Source organism: Spirosoma oryzae (assembly GCF_003002825.1).
GTDB classification, from domain to species: domain Bacteria; phylum Bacteroidota; class Bacteroidia; order Cytophagales; family Spirosomataceae; genus Spirosoma; species Spirosoma oryzae.
This window is the reverse complement of record NZ_PVTE01000009.1, coordinates 61,995-77,115: the sequence shown is the minus strand read 5'-3', so window position 1 is coordinate 77,115 and position 15,121 is coordinate 61,995. Positions and strand designations below refer to the sequence as shown.

Here is a 15,121-nt window from a genome sequence, read left to right as displayed (position 1 = left end):
CAGCTACCGTAAACTGCACACCGACCCATGAGCCGCATTCGCAAATTCTACCAGGAGTACAAGCCGTACATCTTTTCCGATGGCTGGTACTACGTGTTTATCCTGATTTTTATTCTGGTGCTCTTTATTTTCTTCAGCTGAATGGCTGCATTACCGGCCGTTCTGGCCATCATCAATCCGCTGTCCGGCACGGCGTCGGCGGGAGCCAAGGCGCGGCTGAGTGAGTATATCGCCCGGCAGGCCGAAGCGAGTAGCTACACCCCCGAACTAGTCGTCACCGAAGGGCCCGGCCACGCGACTGAACTGGCCACACAGGCCGTCAGTCGGGGTATTACCCGTGTGCTGGCTGTCGGGGGCGACGGGACCATCAATGAAACGGCCCGCGCTCTGCGGCAGTCGAACACCGCACTTGGTATCGTCCCGCTCGGGTCGGGCAACGGGCTTGCGCGCCATCTGGGTGTGCCGCTTAATCCAGAGCGGGCGGTGCAGTCGGCGCTGGCGGGCCGGCCCGTCGTTGTCGACAGCGCGATGATCAATGAGCATCCATTTTTCTGTACGGCTGGCTTCGGCTTCGAAGCCTACGTCGCGCACGCCTTCGCCAAACAGCCTGTCCGGGGTTTACCGACGTACGTACGCACGTCGGTAAATGCGTTCATGCGCTACAAACCGGAGCTGTATGCGGTGAATGGGATCGAGAAAACGCTGTTCTCACTGACGTTTGCTAACGCCGGGCAGTTTGGTAACAATGCCTGGATGGCCCCCACGGCTAACATCGCCGACGGGCGGCTGGAACAGTGTGAGCTGCGCCCCTTTCCGATGCAGGCGGGGGGGATGCTAGCGTGGCGGCTGTTCAACAAAAGCATCGATCAATCGCCCTACTGGCAGGGAACGGGTGTTACCCACGCAACCGTTCAGGCCGATCGTCCGTTGCTCATCCACGCCGACGGCGAACCGCTGACCCTCGCCGACGGGAAAGCCGACGTACGCATCCTGCCGGGTAGTCTGTTAGTACTCTTATGAAGTATACCTAGCGACTTATATCTTTATGGGCAAACGGACAATTTTTTGTGCTGCCTATGAAGAAAAATTACCAACGAGAAACGAGACTTTACTGGTTGCGCGTATGGCTGCTATTCGTCAGCGCAACAGCCGCCCACGCCCAGACTACACAAACACCGATAATTCAATGGCAGCGGCTGCTGGGCAGGTCATATGGGTCAAGTCCCTATCAGCCTCGGGTCGTTCGCGCCAACAGTGACGGGTATGCCGTTCTGCACCGAAAAGTGATTCGCCTGGACGATTCAGGTAACACGATTTGGGAGACTATACTTCCCGATCCGCCCGAATATCCCGGCTATTATACTATCACGACTCACATTGCCGCAGCGCCTGATGGCGGTTTTGGCGTATTAGCCTATAATCGATTCAAATGGTCGTTGTTCCGGTTAAATGCAGACGGTAGTATTCGCTGGAATAAAACGTTCGTTGAGAGCACAGAAACATCGACTTCGGCAACACGAGAGTTCGCCGGGCTAATTTGCACAGCTGACGGTGGTTTTTTGGCAGCTGCCACCATGGGCTATTCACGAAGTTCGTTCGGAACGGAATTGTATAAGTTTGACGCGGCTGGAAATAACACGATAACGAGTTCTGTCAACATACCCGCTGGAAATGAGCCACGGACTTATTCCAGTGTACGACAAATTGTACAGATGCCAGACGGTACGTATACACTAGTGGGAAGGGCGAATGGAGCGTCCTCTTCACCAGCCGATTGGGTAGTTAAATTGGATTCCCAACTGGCTGTGGTCTGGCAGAAGAACAAGGGTGGTCGTGGACTCGATCGCGTGATCGTAAGCCCGTATGACAATACTGCTGTTCTTGCCGTTGGGTCTGCGACGGGAACAGACACTCGCAGCCTGATGATCAGTGCCAATGGTGATATAACTGACGGCGTCACGCTTGCCAACCGCGCGAATTTCACTACGTCATTTTTGGTTGCCGGTGCTAATCCGAACAGTCATACTATCGTCGATGTCGTCAGCGAGCGGCAGGGGGATATCCGGTTGCAGACGGTTGTGGGGCAGACGCTGAGCTACCAGCAGAAGCTGGGTGGTTCCGGTACCGAAACGGTTACGGATGCCGTAGCGGGAGCCGATGGTGGCTTCCTGGTGATTGGTACAACCACTTCAACCGACGGCGATATACAGGGTAAAACAAATACGGACGCTGAAGTATGGCTTGTCAAGGTAGGGCCAGTATCCAATAACGTTTACTCGGTCAAGTCGGGTAACTGGAATGACCCGTCGGTGTGGTCTTGTAACTGCGTACCAGCTGCCTGGCAGAACGTGACGATCAGCGACACACATACGGTTCGTCTTGACGCTACGATGCCTGCTGCCGCCTGTCTGAATCTGGAAATCGTCGGGACGTTTTCGATGCAGGGTAGTTCGATCACCATAAACGGAGCGTCGGTCACGCTCGATGATACCAACGTCGTAACGAATTGACGTCGTTACCTAAGCGTTTTTACGCGGTGCGCTTTTGGCTACATAGCCGTTTCCGGCACAACCGGTGCTGTTAGTTGCCGGATAATAAGGTAGATTAAAAAAGTAATCCTATGTGATAATTTGGCTATAAGATTGATGCAATTTCAGTGTGCGGTCGCCGATACACGTCCACCACTGGTTAGTATGGATTGAGTTATTTTTGAGATGGAGCTAGATGCGAAGCAACTGCGATTACTCAAAATGATGGATGAGATTGATAATCACGCCATCATTCTGCTGGATCGGCAGGGGTACATAGAAACGTGGAACAAAGGCGCTGAGAAGATTAAAGGCTATCAGGCTGGGGAAATTATTAACCAGAACTTCAGAATTTTCTACACCGAAGCCGATCGGCAGGCCGGGTTGCCGTCTCAACTCCTGGCCGAAGCGGCTACCGCTGGTAAGGTATATCACGAAGGGTGGCGGCTGCGAAAAGACGGAAGCCGGTTCTGGGGAGCCGTTACGATCGTCGCTTCCTACAATGAACAGGACGTATTGATCGGGTTCGCCAAAATTACCCGCGACCTGACCGAACGAATCGAAGCGGAAACGACCATCAAGCTACATGCGCAAAATCTGGAAAGCCAGAACAAGGAACTCGAACAGTTTGTCTACATCGCGTCCCACGATTTGCAGGAGCCGTTGCTCAACGTAAGTAATTTTGTCGAACTGCTGCAGCTTGAATATGGCGACAAACTGGATGAGACAGCCGAAATGTACCTGGGCGTTATCAACCACTGTACGCATCGGATGCGCGATCTGATCAAGGACTTGCTGGATTACTCCCGCATCGGGCGCAGGAAAGCATTGGTACCGGTCGATTGTCAGCATCTTGTCGACACGGTGAAAGAAGACCTCGCAACGCAGTTGCGACAAACGGGCGCTGTGATTCAGTGCGGGGCGCTGCCGACGGTCAACGCGTACGCCATCGAACTACGACAGCTGCTACAGAACCTCATCAGTAATGCCATCAAGTTTACGCCGGCCGACCGAAAACCGGTGGTTACCATCTCCGCCCGGCTGCACGATCATCATTGGCAGTTTACCGTCGCCGACAACGGTATCGGTATCGATCCGTCGCACAGCGAGAAAATTTTTAAGATATTTCAGCGGTTAAACGACCGGGATGCGTACGAAGGCAACGGTATTGGGTTGGCGCATGGCAAAAAGATTGTAGAATTGCACGGTGGTGCGCTGTGGGTCGAGTCCACGCCAGGGCAGGGGAGTAGGTTTGTTTTCACAATTCCTGTACACACATTATGAAAACGCGCGGTGGTCTACATAGTATACTGTTGATCGACGACGATAAATTTACCAACCTGATCCACACAAAAGTGGTCGAACGGGCCGGGTTGGGTGTCTCCGTTAAAGCGATCAACAATGTTCCCGATGCGATTGCCTACCTGTCGGAAGACAAGCCTGCAACGGAGCAGCCGGGGATCATTTTCCTCGACATCAACATGCCCGGCCTGACCGGCTGGGATTTTATGAACCTGTACAATCAGCTCGACGATCGGTATAAGGCCAACGCCGTTGTGGTTATGCTAACGACCTCCCTCAACCCCGACGATTACCAGCGGGCGCAGCAGAATGGCCACATAGTCGATTTTTTGCAAAAGCCACTCCGGGTCGAATCGTTGCTCACCGTTGCCAGTCGATACTTCAGCGAAGGCGAGTAGGGCTGGGAATAAGCCTCCTGGCCAGACAAGGCCGCTACAATCGGCCACCCGATAGTGTCAATTGTACGGGGGCGCGGTCGATTGCTGGTTCGAGCCGAACAGGAGATCGGCAATTCGTTGGCAGAAATCCGCCGATAAGCCCGATATTTGCCCCGCCAACACTATCCCGACGGCAGGCAGTTGCCCGGCGTCTTTCGCATAATGTCCCAGAAAAAAGTAGTTCTTGCCTTTAGCGGAGGTCTCGATACCTCCTTCTGCGTAAAATATTTGTCTGAAGACCGGGATATGGAGGTACACTCCGTACTGGTCGACACGGGCGGTTTCTCGGATGACGAACTGAAAGCCATCGAAGAACGGGCCTATTCACTGGGTGTGAAATCGCACACGACCATCCAGAAAACCGACGACTATTACCAGCAATGCCTGAAGTTTCTGGTATTCGGTAATGTGTTGAAAAATAATACATACCCGCTGAGCGTCAGTGCTGAACGGATTTTTCAGGCCATCGCTGCGGCAGAGTACGCCCGTGAGATCGGTGCGTCGGCCATTGCGCACGGCAGTACCGGAGCCGGTAACGATCAGGTGCGTTTCGACATGGCGTTCCGGATCATTGCGCCCGACGCGGAAGTGATTACGCCCATTCGCGACCTGCGGCTGTCGCGCGAAGCTGAAATCGAGTACCTCAAGTCGAAGGGCGTCGATCAGGAGTGGCACAAAGCCGCGTATTCGATCAATAAAGGCCTGTGGGGTACGTCGGTCGGCGGGAAAGAAACGCTGACCTCCGATCAGTTTCTGCCTGAGTCGGCCTGGCCAACACAGGTAACCAAAACCGAACCCGAAACGATTACGCTGACCTTCGAACACGGTGAAATCAAAGGTATCAACGGCGATCGCTACGACAACCCCGTCGACGCGATCCGGAAGCTGACCGAACTGGCGGGTCCGTTTGGTATCGGCCGCGACATCCACGTGGGCGATACGATCATCGGGATCAAAGGCCGCGTTGGCTTTGAAGCACCGGCTCCGCTCATTCTGATTAAGGCACACCACCTGATCGAGAAGCACGTACTGGGCAAATGGCAGCTGTACTGGAAAGAGCAGATGGCCAACTGGTACGGCACGATGCTGCACGAAGGCCAATTCATGGACCCCATCATGCGGAACATCGAAACCTTCCTGAGCGACACGCAGGCCTATGTAACCGGCAAGGTTCACGTGCTGCTGGCACCGTATCGTTTTCAGGTACTGGGCATCGAATCGGACCACGATCTGATGTCGTCGAAGTTTGGTTCGTACGGCGAAATGAACAATGCCTGGACTGGCGACGATGTACGCGGCTTCTCGAAGGTGGCGTCGAATCAGGTAATGATTTACGAGAAGATCAATGAACATAATTCTTGATGCGAGTTCGCTGGGGATGAGTTTGTACCACCGGCAGGCTCGTACGGGGATCAGTCGGGTTATCGAAAAACTGGTCAAGGGAATCCATCAATCGCCTGAGTGCCAGCTAACGCTGGTTGCGCCGACGAACCTGCCGGAGACCATGCGGTATGCCGACGAGCATTACCAGTCGGCGATTCCCTTTGCCAACAGCCGGGCGGAGCAGGCTGTAGCCCGGTTTGAAAACCGGTTGTTGGCCCCATTTGCGCTGTCGGGCATTCCATCGAAAGCGATCCGGCAGGTGGGTTATCAGCTGCGTCAGCGGACCAACCGGGCGCATGCGCGTCTACAGCCCGATCAGTTTCCGGCGCAGGCCATCTACCACGCTACGTTTTTTCCCGTGCCGGCCGCCGTGCAGCAGGCACGGGCCGTTCAGACGGTGCAGAGCATCTACGATCTGATTCCGGTTATGCATCCGGAGTGGTTCACGGATGGGGAGCAGACGGTTAAAAAAGTGCTGGCTACGCTATCGCCCGACTCGTGGGTAACCACTATCTCACAGGCGACCAAAGATGACTTCTGTTCGTATACCGGCTTCAACCCTGACCGGGTCGTGCCCATCCTGCTGGCGGCTGCCTCTGACCTGTTCCACCCTGTGGCAGACGAAGCCCGCAAACAGGCCGTCCGGCAGCGATTCGGGCTGGGCGAAGGACCGTATTTTCTGAGTATTGCCACGCTGGAGCCGCGCAAGAATATCGATCATCTGATTCGCTGCTTCGGGCAACTGGTTGATAGTCATGCTATCGCTTCTGACACCAAACTGGTGCTAGTTGGTACAAAGGGGTGGAAGTTCGACGCTATCATGGCAGAGTCGTCGCGTAGCACGGATCTGGCATCGCGGCTGGTGTTTACGGGGTACGTTCCCGACGACGACCTGGCGCCCCTGTATGCCGGCGCGCTTGCGTTTACGTTTCCGTCGCTGTATGAAGGCTTTGGCCTGCCACCCCTGGAAGCGATGCAGTGCGGATTACCCGTCATTACCTCTAACGTGTCTTCGTTGCCGGAGGTGGTGGGGGATGCCGCCATTCAGGTGCCGCCGACCGACGCAGACACCCTTTGCCAGGCCATGCTGACCGTTGCCAACTCAGCAGCCGTACGAAACGAGATGGTCGAAAAATCGCTGAAGCAGGCCCGGCAATTTTCGTGGGACAAGTTTGTCGCAGAGCACGTGGCGTTGTACAAACGTATGCGGGCCGATGGCGCTTAGTCAGGGTATCAACTAACCAATTTGACAGGCCGGCCCAGGGCTGGTTGTAACCGTATGAAATTGACTATCGGCATCGTCGGTGGGGCCGGGTACACGGGGGGGGAACTCCTGCGTATTCTGTTGAACCACCCATTCGTAACCATTGCCTTCATCCACAGTAACAGTCAGGCGGGCAAACCCGTTTGGTCGACGCATACCGATCTGTTGGGTGATACCGACCTGACGTTTACCGGCGATGACCTGACCGGTCTGCTGGCGCAGGAGGGGCTCGATGCGATCTTTCTTTGCATGGGACATGGCGCGTCGCAAACGTTCATGAACGAATACGAGGTGTCGGACGACATTACCGTGATCGATCTGAGCACCGACTTCCGCGACGAACACGACGACTTCGTTTACGGCCTGCCCGAACTGCAACGGGATCGTATTCGTGAAACGACGCGGGTGGCCAATCCCGGCTGTTTCGCAACCAGTATTCAGCTGGCGTTGCTGCCGCTGGCTAAAGCGGGTAAGCTCAACGATGCGGTACAGGTAAGCGCTATTACGGGCAGTACCGGTGCCGGACAGGCGCTCGTACCGACGACGGGCTTTACCTGGCGTAACAACAACGTGTCGATTTACAAGGCGTTTACGCACCAGCACCTGAGCGAAATCCGGCAGAGCCTGACCCAGTTCGATCCGGAGTTCAACGCGCCCATCCACTTCGTTCCGTACCGGGGCGACTTTACACGGGGGATCATGGCCAACGTGTACACGCCGTTTACCGGTACGCTTGAGGAAGCAAACGACCTGTACAAACGCTTCTACGCGGAACACCCGTTTACGCACGTCAGCGACGCCCCTATCGATCTGAAGCAGGTAGTCAACACCAACAAATGTCTGCTGCATCTGGAGGTACACGATGGGCAACTGCTCATCACCAGCGTCATCGATAACCTGGTGAAAGGAGCCGCCGGACAAGCCGTTCAGAACTTCAACCTGGTAGTCGGCCTACCCGAAGATACGGGCCTGCGACTGAAAGCCGTCGCATTCTAGCCAAGGGGCCAGCTTACGGAGCTGGCCTTTTTTTATGCTGTTGTTCGGCATCGATAGGGAAATGGTGCCGCAGCAAGGAGTGCTATTCTTTTTATCTGTGTAAACTTCTATAAAAACAGAGCGCAGGATTGGTGAAGTAAATTTTCTGACTTACTTTTTCCCGTCCTATTTTGGTGACACACTCCAATCAACCAATTCTCTTTTTATGAACATGTTTACACGATTCCTTAGCCTTGCAATCCTTATCGCACTGGTCAGCTTATCTGCCTGCCAACGGCGCTCACAGGCGCTGTTCATGCCCGACCGACACCTGGCCGCAGCCCGCGCAACAGCTACGCCATCTGCCGAGCACGTACCCGCAAAGGCAGCCGAAACCATCACCCCGATAACGCCCGTCGTTGATGCGGAACCCGCTACTGTGCTGGCTACCACGGCGACTGACGTAAGACCATACCAGCAGCTGAACGTAGCTGGGCGTCATAGTCTGGTGCAATCGACCCTGCCCCAACCGGACGTTAAGCAGACTACCACTGCCCCATCCATCGATAAAGCGACACGGAAGGAGCTGAAGCGGCAATGGCGTCAGCGGAAGAGTCAGCCGGCGGGTACCGTTAGTGGGTTGGCGATTGCCTCGTTGGTGTGCGGTATTCTGGCCTTTTTCGTATTCGGAATCGTGCTCGGTATTCTGGCCATTATCTTCGGCGGTGTGGCCCTGTCGAAAATTCGGAAAAACCCGGAGGTGTCCGGGCGCGGTATGGCTGTTGCCGGGCTGGTACTCGGTATTGTCGCCACCGTTGTCACCGTGATTTACCTGGCTGGCCGTTAAGCGACAGGCGGCATACGGGTTGCCGTATTCGGTTTTTAGTGCTTTCCGATCTCTTTTCTGAGACAGCTGTCGATAGCGAATGGCTCAGGAAAGAGATCGGTTCGTTTATAGAGACAACTGAACACACTGAATCACAACCGGGGCGCGATCGGCCCGCCAACAAAAAGCAGCGAGCGCATTCGTAAAAGCGGTAGTTTTCGGGCCGAAAAGCGGCAACACGGCCCTGTCTAACCGACCGTGGCCCGTATCGGTTTGTATAACTCAACTACTGGATACCTTAAAACGAAGTACAGGTGGCAGCTACTATTTTGCTCATCGATGACGAACCCCGGCTGCGTAGCCTGCTCGCCCGCATATTAAGTCTGGAAGAATACCGCGTGCTGGAAGCGGAAGATGCCCGCAGCGGGCTGAAAATCTTGGAACGGGAAACCGTCGAACTGGTCATCAGCGATGTCAAACTCCCCGACAAGAACGGCATCGCGCTGGCTGAGGAAATCAAAAAGCGCTATCCGGCTACTGAGATCATTGTTCTTACAGCCTACGGTACCATTGCCGATGGTGTGCTGGCGATCAAAAACGGCGCGTTCGACTACATCACCAAAGGCGACGATAACGACCGCATTATTCCGCTGGTAAGCCGGGCCGTCGAAAAAGCACAGCTTCAGTTTCGCATTCAGCGACTGGAAGCGCAGGTCAACAAACAGTACAGCTTCGACCCCATCGTCGGGCAGTCGCGGGCGATTCAACAGGCCGTCGATCTGGCCCGGCGCGTAGCCGTTACCGACACGACCGTCCTGCTGATGGGCGAAACCGGTACGGGTAAGGAGGTTTTTGCGCGGGCCATCCACGGCGGCAGTCCCCGGCGCAACGGACCGTTTGTGGCGATCAACTGTGGCGCACTGGGCAAGGATATTCTGGAAAGCGAGCTGTTCGGCCACCGGGCCGGGGCGTTCACCGGGGCCAATCGCGACCAGAAAGGCTTGTTTGCCGAAGCCGACAAAGGCACGATCTTCCTGGACGAGATCGGGGAGATGCCGCTCGATTTACAGGCCAAGCTGTTGCGCGTGCTGGAAACCCACGAGTTTCTGCGCGTTGGCGACACAAAGCCGACCCGCACCGACGTTCGGGTTGTGGCGGCTACTAACCGGCAACTGGCACAGGCGTCCGAAGCGGGTCATTTTCGGCTCGATTTATACTACCGGCTGTCGGTATTCAGTATCGACCTGCCCCCGCTCCGCGAGCGGCTTGATGATGTGCCTATACTGGCCGAACAGTTTGCCCGGCAGGAAGCCGCCAAGATCGGTCGGCGCGACGTACGACTCAGCGAGGGATTCGTTCAGCGGTTAAAGAAGCATCAGTGGAAGGGCAACATCCGGGAGCTGAAGAACATCATCGAGCGGGCCGTTATCCTGTCGGATTCACCCGAGTTGACGCCTGATCTGTTGCCTTATGATATGCAGCATGGTACAACGACAGCGGAGACCAATGGCAGTGATACATTTGATCTGGCCACGCACGAACGACAGCTTATCCGACGGGCATTACGACACACCAACGGCAACAAAACCGAAGCCGCCCGCCTGCTCGGCATCGGCCTGACAAGCCTCTACCGCAAACTGACCGAAATGGAAGCGGATTAATAAACCTAAAAGGTTTTTAGAGACCTTTTAGGTTGTGCGATCAGGCTAACTCCGCGCGTGTTTTTTCAAGCAGCGTTTTCGTGGCTTTAATACCGTCGGCGGTGGGTAGGTAGCCGGCGTCAGGCTTGTACATACCGATGATGCCGCCTTCGTATTCGATGCCTACGTAGCCGCTGAAACCCGCATCTTTGATGATCTGGAAGATACGCCGGAAGTCGGTTTCTGTCTCGTTGCCTTTCGCGTCGAACTTGTGCGTCTTGGCGCTGATGCTCTTGGCGTAGGGCATCATTTTCTTTACCCCCTCATACCGGTCGTATTCGCGGACGCAGGTCGTGCTCAGCGCGCCTTTGATGTCGGCTGTGGCGGCTTTGCTGCGTTGCGCACAGAAGTTGCCGAAATCGGGTAGCAGGCCGGCGTTGGGCATGTTCACCTGCTTTAAAATGCCAATCAGCCAGTCGACGTTGGTGGAGTTGCCGAAGTGATTTTCGACAATCACGTTTAGCTGATGCCTGGCTGCGTATTCCAGCAGTTTGTGATAGCCGTCGGCAGCGGCTTTGGCGGCCTCATCAGCCGGATCGTCGGCCGCGCCCGACAACGCGCGGTTGCTATCCCCCAAGTTTACTCGAATCGCACTGCACCCGAGGTATTTTGCCGCATCGACCCAGGCATGGTGCGCAGTCACCGCCTGTTGCCGCTTTGCTGCGTCCAGATCCGCAATGTTCGCTCCGTCGACCATGATGAGGTGGTTTTTCATGCCCAGATCGTCGCTCCGCTGCTTCAGGTCTTTCAGATAAGCCGAATTGGTGTGCTTGTCATTAAAGAACATCGACACGTATTCGAGTACGTTGACACCGAACTCGTTCTTCGTCCGTGACGCGAAATCGAGGTTGGTCATCTTGCCGGAAAACAGGTCGCCGGCAAATGAGAACTCTGCCATCGAAATGTCGAAACTCAGCGGTTTAGTCGCTGATCCGGCCATGGCCTGTATGGGTAGATGGGGGAGCAGACCCAGACCGGCGGTGGCCAGGCCAAGCTGATGGAGAAATTGTCGACGGGTATGCATTCGGATGTAAGCGATTAGGATGGTCAGATGAACGGAACGAACTGTCCAGTTGAGTGGGTGGCTTTTCCGTGTTTACCATAAAGAATCAATCGCGTAAAAAATACGCACACAATCGCCTGTTCCTGAAAAATTTCGCTCTTGAGCCGTCCCGTTCCGGCGATGAACGCAACTACCGTGCAATCGATCAGACTGCCGAATGGCTCTTCTGGGCGTGTCAAAATGAAAAACCAACCCTACCATTTTGGAAAGGATGATCTGGGACTTCCTGCGGCTTGTCGCTACTAACTTATTTTAAGAATCTATAAATCAATAGGTTACGGGTGGTGTTGCTGCTGCCTGTCAGATTGGTGTGCTTCTTGGCATAGGTGGTTCGACAACTTGATATCACCCACTATGGCAACCCTGCTCGTACTTATCGTTTCAGCCCTGATCTGCTTCTGGGCTTTCTACAAAACCATCGACTGGTTCGAAAAAATCTGATCTCCCCATGATTACGCTTCTGTTTGTCGTAGCGCTACTGGTATTCGCTTACATGCTCTACGTCCTCATCAAACCTGAACAGTTCTAACGAGTGAAGCCATCAATTCGCTCATTCACAATTCACTCATTCGCTCAATATGTTTTCTGAATGGACAGGTATCGCAGTGATGTACGGGCTAACCGTGCTGCTGGCGATTCCACTGGGCAAGTTTATCGCGAACGTGTTCGCCGACAAGCCCAACCTACTTGACTTTATGCGACCCATCGAGCGGCTGATTTACCGGCTCGGCGGTGTCGACGAAACGCAGGAGATGAGCTGGAAAGCCAGCCTGCTGGCCCTGCTGACAATTAACGCCGTCTGGCTGATCTACGCCTTTGTATTGCTGCTGGTGCAGGGAAGTCTGCCGCTCAATCCCGATGGTAACCCCTCGATGACCCCGGACCTGGCGTTCAACACGGCCATCAGCTTTCTGGTCAACTGCGACCTGCAGCACTACTCCGGCGAGTCGGGGGCTACGTACCTGACGCAGCTTGGCGTGTTCAACTTCCTGATGTTTGTTTCAGCCGCAACGGGTATTGCCGCGCTGATGCTGATTGTCCGGTCGTTTCTGCCGAAAAGCGTTGACACGGTTGGTAATTTCTACGTGTACTTCGTGAAAGCCATAACCCGGATTCTGCTGCCGCTGTCGCTGGTACTATCGCTGGTACTGGTATTCAACGGTACACCCGCCAGCTTCGACGGCAAAGACAGCGTCGTTACGATGCAGGGCGACACGGTCGGGGTATCGCGTGGTCCGGCGGCTGCCATGATCGGTATCAAACACATCGGTACCAACGGGGGCGGTTACTTCGGTGCCAACTCCGCGCACCCACTTGAGAATCCCAACTACCTGACGAATATGGCCGAGATGGTCGCGCAGGTCATCATTCCAATTGCGATGATTTTCGCGCTGGGCTTTCTGATTAACCGGAAGAAATTTGCCCTGATGATCTACGGGGTCATGACCATCGGTGTGCTGATGCTGCTGGTACCAACGCTCATCAGCGAACTGCACGGCAACCCGGCGATTGCCCGTATGGGCGTGGCACAACCAACCGGCGCGATGGAGGGCAAGGAAGTTCGTTTCGGGCCGGTGGCATCGGGTTACTGGAGTATCCTGACGACCGTTATTTCGACGGGATCGGTCAACTCCATGCACGATTCATCGATGCCGGTATCGGGTATGATGCAACTGCTGGGCATGATGACCGGCGCGTTCTACGGTGGCTGCGGGGTCGGTATTCTGAACTTCTATTACTTCCTGATTATCGCGGTCTTCATTTCGGGGCTGATGGTAGGCCGAACGCCGGAATTTTTCGGTCGGAAAGTGGAAGCGCGGGAGATCAAGATCGCGTCGATTGTGGCGCTCGTTAGTACGCTGCTCGTGAAAGGCGGGACGGCGCTGGCAGCCTGGCTATTCGTCAATTATCCCGAAGCTGCGTGGACGGTGAAGCCGTCGGCCTGGCTCAATAATCCCGGTTACCACGGGTTCTCGGAGATGCTTTACGAGTTCACCTCGGCCAATGCTAACAACGGATCGGGCTTTGAAGGGCTGGGCGACAATAACTTTTTCTGGAACTACGCGACGGGGATCGTGCTGTTGCTGGGTCGTTTTCTACCCATTATCGGCCCGGTAGCGATTGCTGGGTTGCTGGCCCGGAAGAAATACGTGCCGGAGTCGAGTGGTACGCTGCCAACGGATAATGGTACGTTCGGGCTGATGGTCTTCGCGGTCATCATGATTATCACCGCCCTGTCGTTCTTCCCGGCTCTTACGCTGGGTCCGCTGGCCGAGTACTTCAGCCTGAAGTGATGCGCTGGGCAATGATAGTCAGCACGTCAACAAGACTTACAAATGCGTGTGGTTCGGCAACTTCGTCGGCACCTACATGACGGTGATGAGGAAACGTGGCGAATTCTGGAAAATGTGGTGTATTGTCCCAACGAAAGATGGTTTCAGCCGCAGGGTTCATCCACTGGTAACCATACTTGAATCGGCTGCCTTTTCTGGATTCGTACGTAACTAATCGAGATCCATCGATGAAGGTGATTCTGCCCCGCTCGACACGCTTTTGTCCTGGGCTGTCTTCCGTTGTTGTGGTGTATTCTACAATGACAGAAGAGAAGTCAGAAACTGTCAGACTCATGGCTGGATATGGGTCAACGCGGCCAGATAATCATCGAGAAAGTCAATGGCGTCTTCCCAATCATTGTCATCATCTTCTTTCTCGATGATACCAAACTTGAGTAACTGTGGATCAGCTTTGTCGACCACACGACGGCGAAACTCAGCGAAGTCCATACCGTATTTCTGCTGGTAATAGTCGATACGGCTCTGATAATAGGCCATCTTTTGTTCGACGGCATGACGAAGCTGAATGCGCGTAAAATCAGATACACTTCGGTAACCCAGCGACTGGGCCAGGCTGTCAAGCTGGTCTGTTGAAAGAGGAGCCGTCATATCCAAAATCTGTTTTTTCAAAGGTAACGAAGATGCACCCGATTCAGTCAACGCTCACTAGTCAATCGCTGGGTAATAATGGTCAGCACGTCAGTCAGCGTCATCGGCTCCGAGGGCTGCACATTGTCCTCCGAACCAACGTGCTGATGATGGGGCGAAGAGGGAAACGGTACCTCGTGGGCGTTGTCCCAGCGGTGAATAAGCTGATGATCGGCGGTTTGCCAATGGTAAGAATAGTCGATCCAGCCGGACACCGTTACGTAGTTCTCACGGACGTGGAGCACCGACGAGTCTGTGAAGGTAATGCTTCCACGAACTTGAGTCAGCTCAGGACGTTCGGTCGGGTCGAGGGGCGTGGTGACATGAATGATGGCGTGGAATTCAGTAAGGTCGTGCTTCATTTTACCAGTTTCGCCAGTCGTTTTTCAACACCTCTCAATACGACAAGTTCAGCCCGCCAGTCCATGATGTCGTCTTCCCGTTCGAATAAACCAAACTGGGTCAGGTCATTGAAACGCTTGTCGAACTCCTCGTAGCGCATTCCGTATTTCGCTTCAAACGCATCGATCCGGTCGCTGCACACCTTGAGTTCCCGCAGCAATTCTTCCTGCATTTTCTTGATGGCGTAGTCAGTACTCGATGAGTAGCCCGCTTTCTGAAATACCTGCTCGATAGAAGCCTGTTCGACCGTCATATCCAAA

16 protein-coding genes are annotated in these 15,121 nt (G+C 54.7%); 11 read left to right on the top strand and 5 right to left on the bottom strand.

What is annotated here, in order from left to right; all coding sequences use genetic code 11:
- Nucleotides 1-141 precede the first annotated feature (141 nt).
- The 9 genes from CLV58_RS12125 (at nt 142) to CLV58_RS12085 (ending at nt 10,376) form a co-directional block, all read left to right on the top strand.
- Nucleotides 142-1,020 (top strand): diacylglycerol/lipid kinase family protein, encoded by an 879-nt coding sequence (locus tag CLV58_RS12125; RefSeq protein WP_106138080.1) that lies wholly within the window; start codon nt 142-144, stop codon nt 1,018-1,020.
- A gap of 767 nt (nt 1,021-1,787) precedes the next feature.
- A complete protein-coding gene (locus CLV58_RS12120) occupies nt 1,788-2,510 on the top strand; it encodes a hypothetical protein (protein ID WP_106138079.1) in 723 nt (240 codons plus the stop codon).
- A gap of 240 nt (nt 2,511-2,750) precedes the next feature.
- On the top strand, nt 2,751-3,812 hold the full coding sequence (locus CLV58_RS12115; protein WP_106138078.1) for a sensor histidine kinase: 1,062 nt from the start codon (nt 2,751-2,753) through the stop codon (nt 3,810-3,812).
- Nucleotides 3,809-4,228, top strand: coding sequence for a response regulator (locus tag CLV58_RS12110; protein WP_106138077.1), 420 nt, complete (start codon nt 3,809-3,811; stop codon nt 4,226-4,228). The genes CLV58_RS12115 and CLV58_RS12110 overlap by 4 nt, the downstream gene beginning before the upstream one ends.
- A gap of 201 nt (nt 4,229-4,429) precedes the next feature.
- Complete coding sequence (gene argG, locus CLV58_RS12105; RefSeq protein WP_106138076.1) at nt 4,430-5,629, top strand: argininosuccinate synthase; 1,200 nt, start codon at nt 4,430-4,432, stop codon at nt 5,627-5,629.
- Entirely contained in the window at nt 5,613-6,875 is a 1,263-nt protein-coding gene (locus CLV58_RS12100) for a glycosyltransferase family 4 protein (protein WP_106138075.1), read from the top strand. The genes argG and CLV58_RS12100 overlap by 17 nt, the downstream gene beginning before the upstream one ends.
- 54 nt (nt 6,876-6,929) lie before the next feature.
- Nucleotides 6,930-7,910: an N-acetyl-gamma-glutamyl-phosphate reductase gene (gene argC, locus CLV58_RS12095; protein ID WP_106138074.1), complete on the top strand. Its 981-nt coding sequence runs from the start codon at nt 6,930-6,932 to the stop codon at nt 7,908-7,910.
- Nucleotides 7,911-8,115: 205 nt separating this feature from the next.
- On the top strand, nt 8,116-8,736 hold the full coding sequence (locus CLV58_RS12090) for a DUF4190 domain-containing protein (RefSeq protein ID WP_211300853.1): 621 nt from the start codon (nt 8,116-8,118) through the stop codon (nt 8,734-8,736).
- 293 nt (nt 8,737-9,029) lie between these two features.
- Nucleotides 9,030-10,376: a sigma-54-dependent transcriptional regulator gene (locus tag CLV58_RS12085; RefSeq protein ID WP_106138072.1), complete on the top strand. Its 1,347-nt coding sequence runs from the start codon at nt 9,030-9,032 to the stop codon at nt 10,374-10,376.
- A gap of 40 nt (nt 10,377-10,416) precedes the next feature.
- On the opposite strand, the gene CLV58_RS12080 is transcribed toward CLV58_RS12085, so the two are convergent.
- On the bottom strand, nt 10,417-11,439 hold the full coding sequence (locus tag CLV58_RS12080; protein ID WP_106138071.1) for a sugar phosphate isomerase/epimerase family protein: 1,023 nt from the start codon (nt 11,437-11,439) through the stop codon (nt 10,417-10,419).
- A gap of 487 nt (nt 11,440-11,926) precedes the next feature.
- On the opposite strand from CLV58_RS12080, the gene CLV58_RS29140 reads away from it, so the two are divergent.
- Both CLV58_RS29140 and kdpA read left to right on the top strand, forming a co-directional pair.
- A complete protein-coding gene (locus CLV58_RS29140; RefSeq protein WP_106138070.1) occupies nt 11,927-12,007 on the top strand; it encodes a potassium-transporting ATPase subunit F in 81 nt (26 codons plus the stop codon).
- Between the two features lie 49 nt (nt 12,008-12,056).
- Nucleotides 12,057-13,772 carry a potassium-transporting ATPase subunit KdpA gene (kdpA, locus tag CLV58_RS12070; protein WP_106138069.1) on the top strand — a complete coding sequence of 572 codons (1,716 nt, stop codon included), beginning with the start codon at nt 12,057-12,059 and terminating at the stop codon, nt 13,770-13,772.
- On the opposite strand, the gene CLV58_RS12065 is transcribed toward kdpA, so the two are convergent.
- From CLV58_RS12065 to CLV58_RS12050, 4 genes are read right to left on the bottom strand one after another with little or no spacing between them, the layout of a single operon-like run.
- Nucleotides 13,759-14,106 (bottom strand): toxin-antitoxin system TumE family protein, encoded by a 348-nt coding sequence (locus tag CLV58_RS12065; RefSeq protein WP_106138068.1) that lies wholly within the window; start codon nt 14,104-14,106, stop codon nt 13,759-13,761. The two genes, kdpA and CLV58_RS12065, sit on opposite strands and share 14 nt — an antisense overlap.
- A complete protein-coding gene (locus CLV58_RS12060) occupies nt 14,103-14,420 on the bottom strand; it encodes a hypothetical protein (protein ID WP_106138067.1) in 318 nt (105 codons plus the stop codon). The genes CLV58_RS12065 and CLV58_RS12060 overlap by 4 nt, the downstream gene beginning before the upstream one ends.
- Before the next feature lie 47 nt (nt 14,421-14,467).
- Nucleotides 14,468-14,821, bottom strand: a complete 354-nt coding sequence (locus CLV58_RS12055; protein ID WP_106138066.1) for a toxin-antitoxin system TumE family protein — start codon at nt 14,819-14,821, stop codon at nt 14,468-14,470.
- A complete protein-coding gene (locus CLV58_RS12050; protein WP_106138065.1) occupies nt 14,818-15,114 on the bottom strand; it encodes a hypothetical protein in 297 nt (98 codons plus the stop codon). Before CLV58_RS12050 ends, CLV58_RS12055 begins: the two co-directional genes overlap by 4 nt.
- Between the last annotated feature and the right edge of the window lie 7 nt (nt 15,115-15,121).

Coding starts and splice junctions, on each gene's coding strand:
- CLV58_RS12125 (WP_106138080.1), top strand. CDS start 142: ATGGCTGCATTACCGGCCGTTCTGGCCATCATCAATCCGCTGTCCGGC.
- CLV58_RS12115 (WP_106138078.1), top strand. CDS start 2,751: ATGATGGATGAGATTGATAATCACGCCATCATTCTGCTGGATCGGCAG.
- CLV58_RS12110 (WP_106138077.1), top strand. CDS start 3,809: ATGAAAACGCGCGGTGGTCTACATAGTATACTGTTGATCGACGACGAT.
- argG (WP_106138076.1), top strand. CDS start 4,430: ATGTCCCAGAAAAAAGTAGTTCTTGCCTTTAGCGGAGGTCTCGATACC.
- CLV58_RS12100 (WP_106138075.1), top strand. CDS start 5,613: ATGAACATAATTCTTGATGCGAGTTCGCTGGGGATGAGTTTGTACCAC.
- argC (WP_106138074.1), top strand. CDS start 6,930: ATGAAATTGACTATCGGCATCGTCGGTGGGGCCGGGTACACGGGGGGG.
- CLV58_RS12090 (WP_211300853.1), top strand. CDS start 8,116: ATGAACATGTTTACACGATTCCTTAGCCTTGCAATCCTTATCGCACTG.
- CLV58_RS12080 (WP_106138071.1), bottom strand. CDS start 11,439: ATGCATACCCGTCGACAATTTCTCCATCAGCTTGGCCTGGCCACCGCC.
- CLV58_RS29140 (WP_106138070.1), top strand. CDS start 11,927: ATGATTACGCTTCTGTTTGTCGTAGCGCTACTGGTATTCGCTTACATG.
- kdpA (WP_106138069.1), top strand. CDS start 12,057: ATGTTTTCTGAATGGACAGGTATCGCAGTGATGTACGGGCTAACCGTG.
- CLV58_RS12065 (WP_106138068.1), bottom strand. CDS start 14,106: ATGAGTCTGACAGTTTCTGACTTCTCTTCTGTCATTGTAGAATACACC.
- CLV58_RS12060 (WP_106138067.1), bottom strand. CDS start 14,420: ATGACGGCTCCTCTTTCAACAGACCAGCTTGACAGCCTGGCCCAGTCG.
- CLV58_RS12055 (WP_106138066.1), bottom strand. CDS start 14,821: ATGAAGCACGACCTTACTGAATTCCACGCCATCATTCATGTCACCACG.
- CLV58_RS12050 (WP_106138065.1), bottom strand. CDS start 15,114: ATGACGGTCGAACAGGCTTCTATCGAGCAGGTATTTCAGAAAGCGGGC.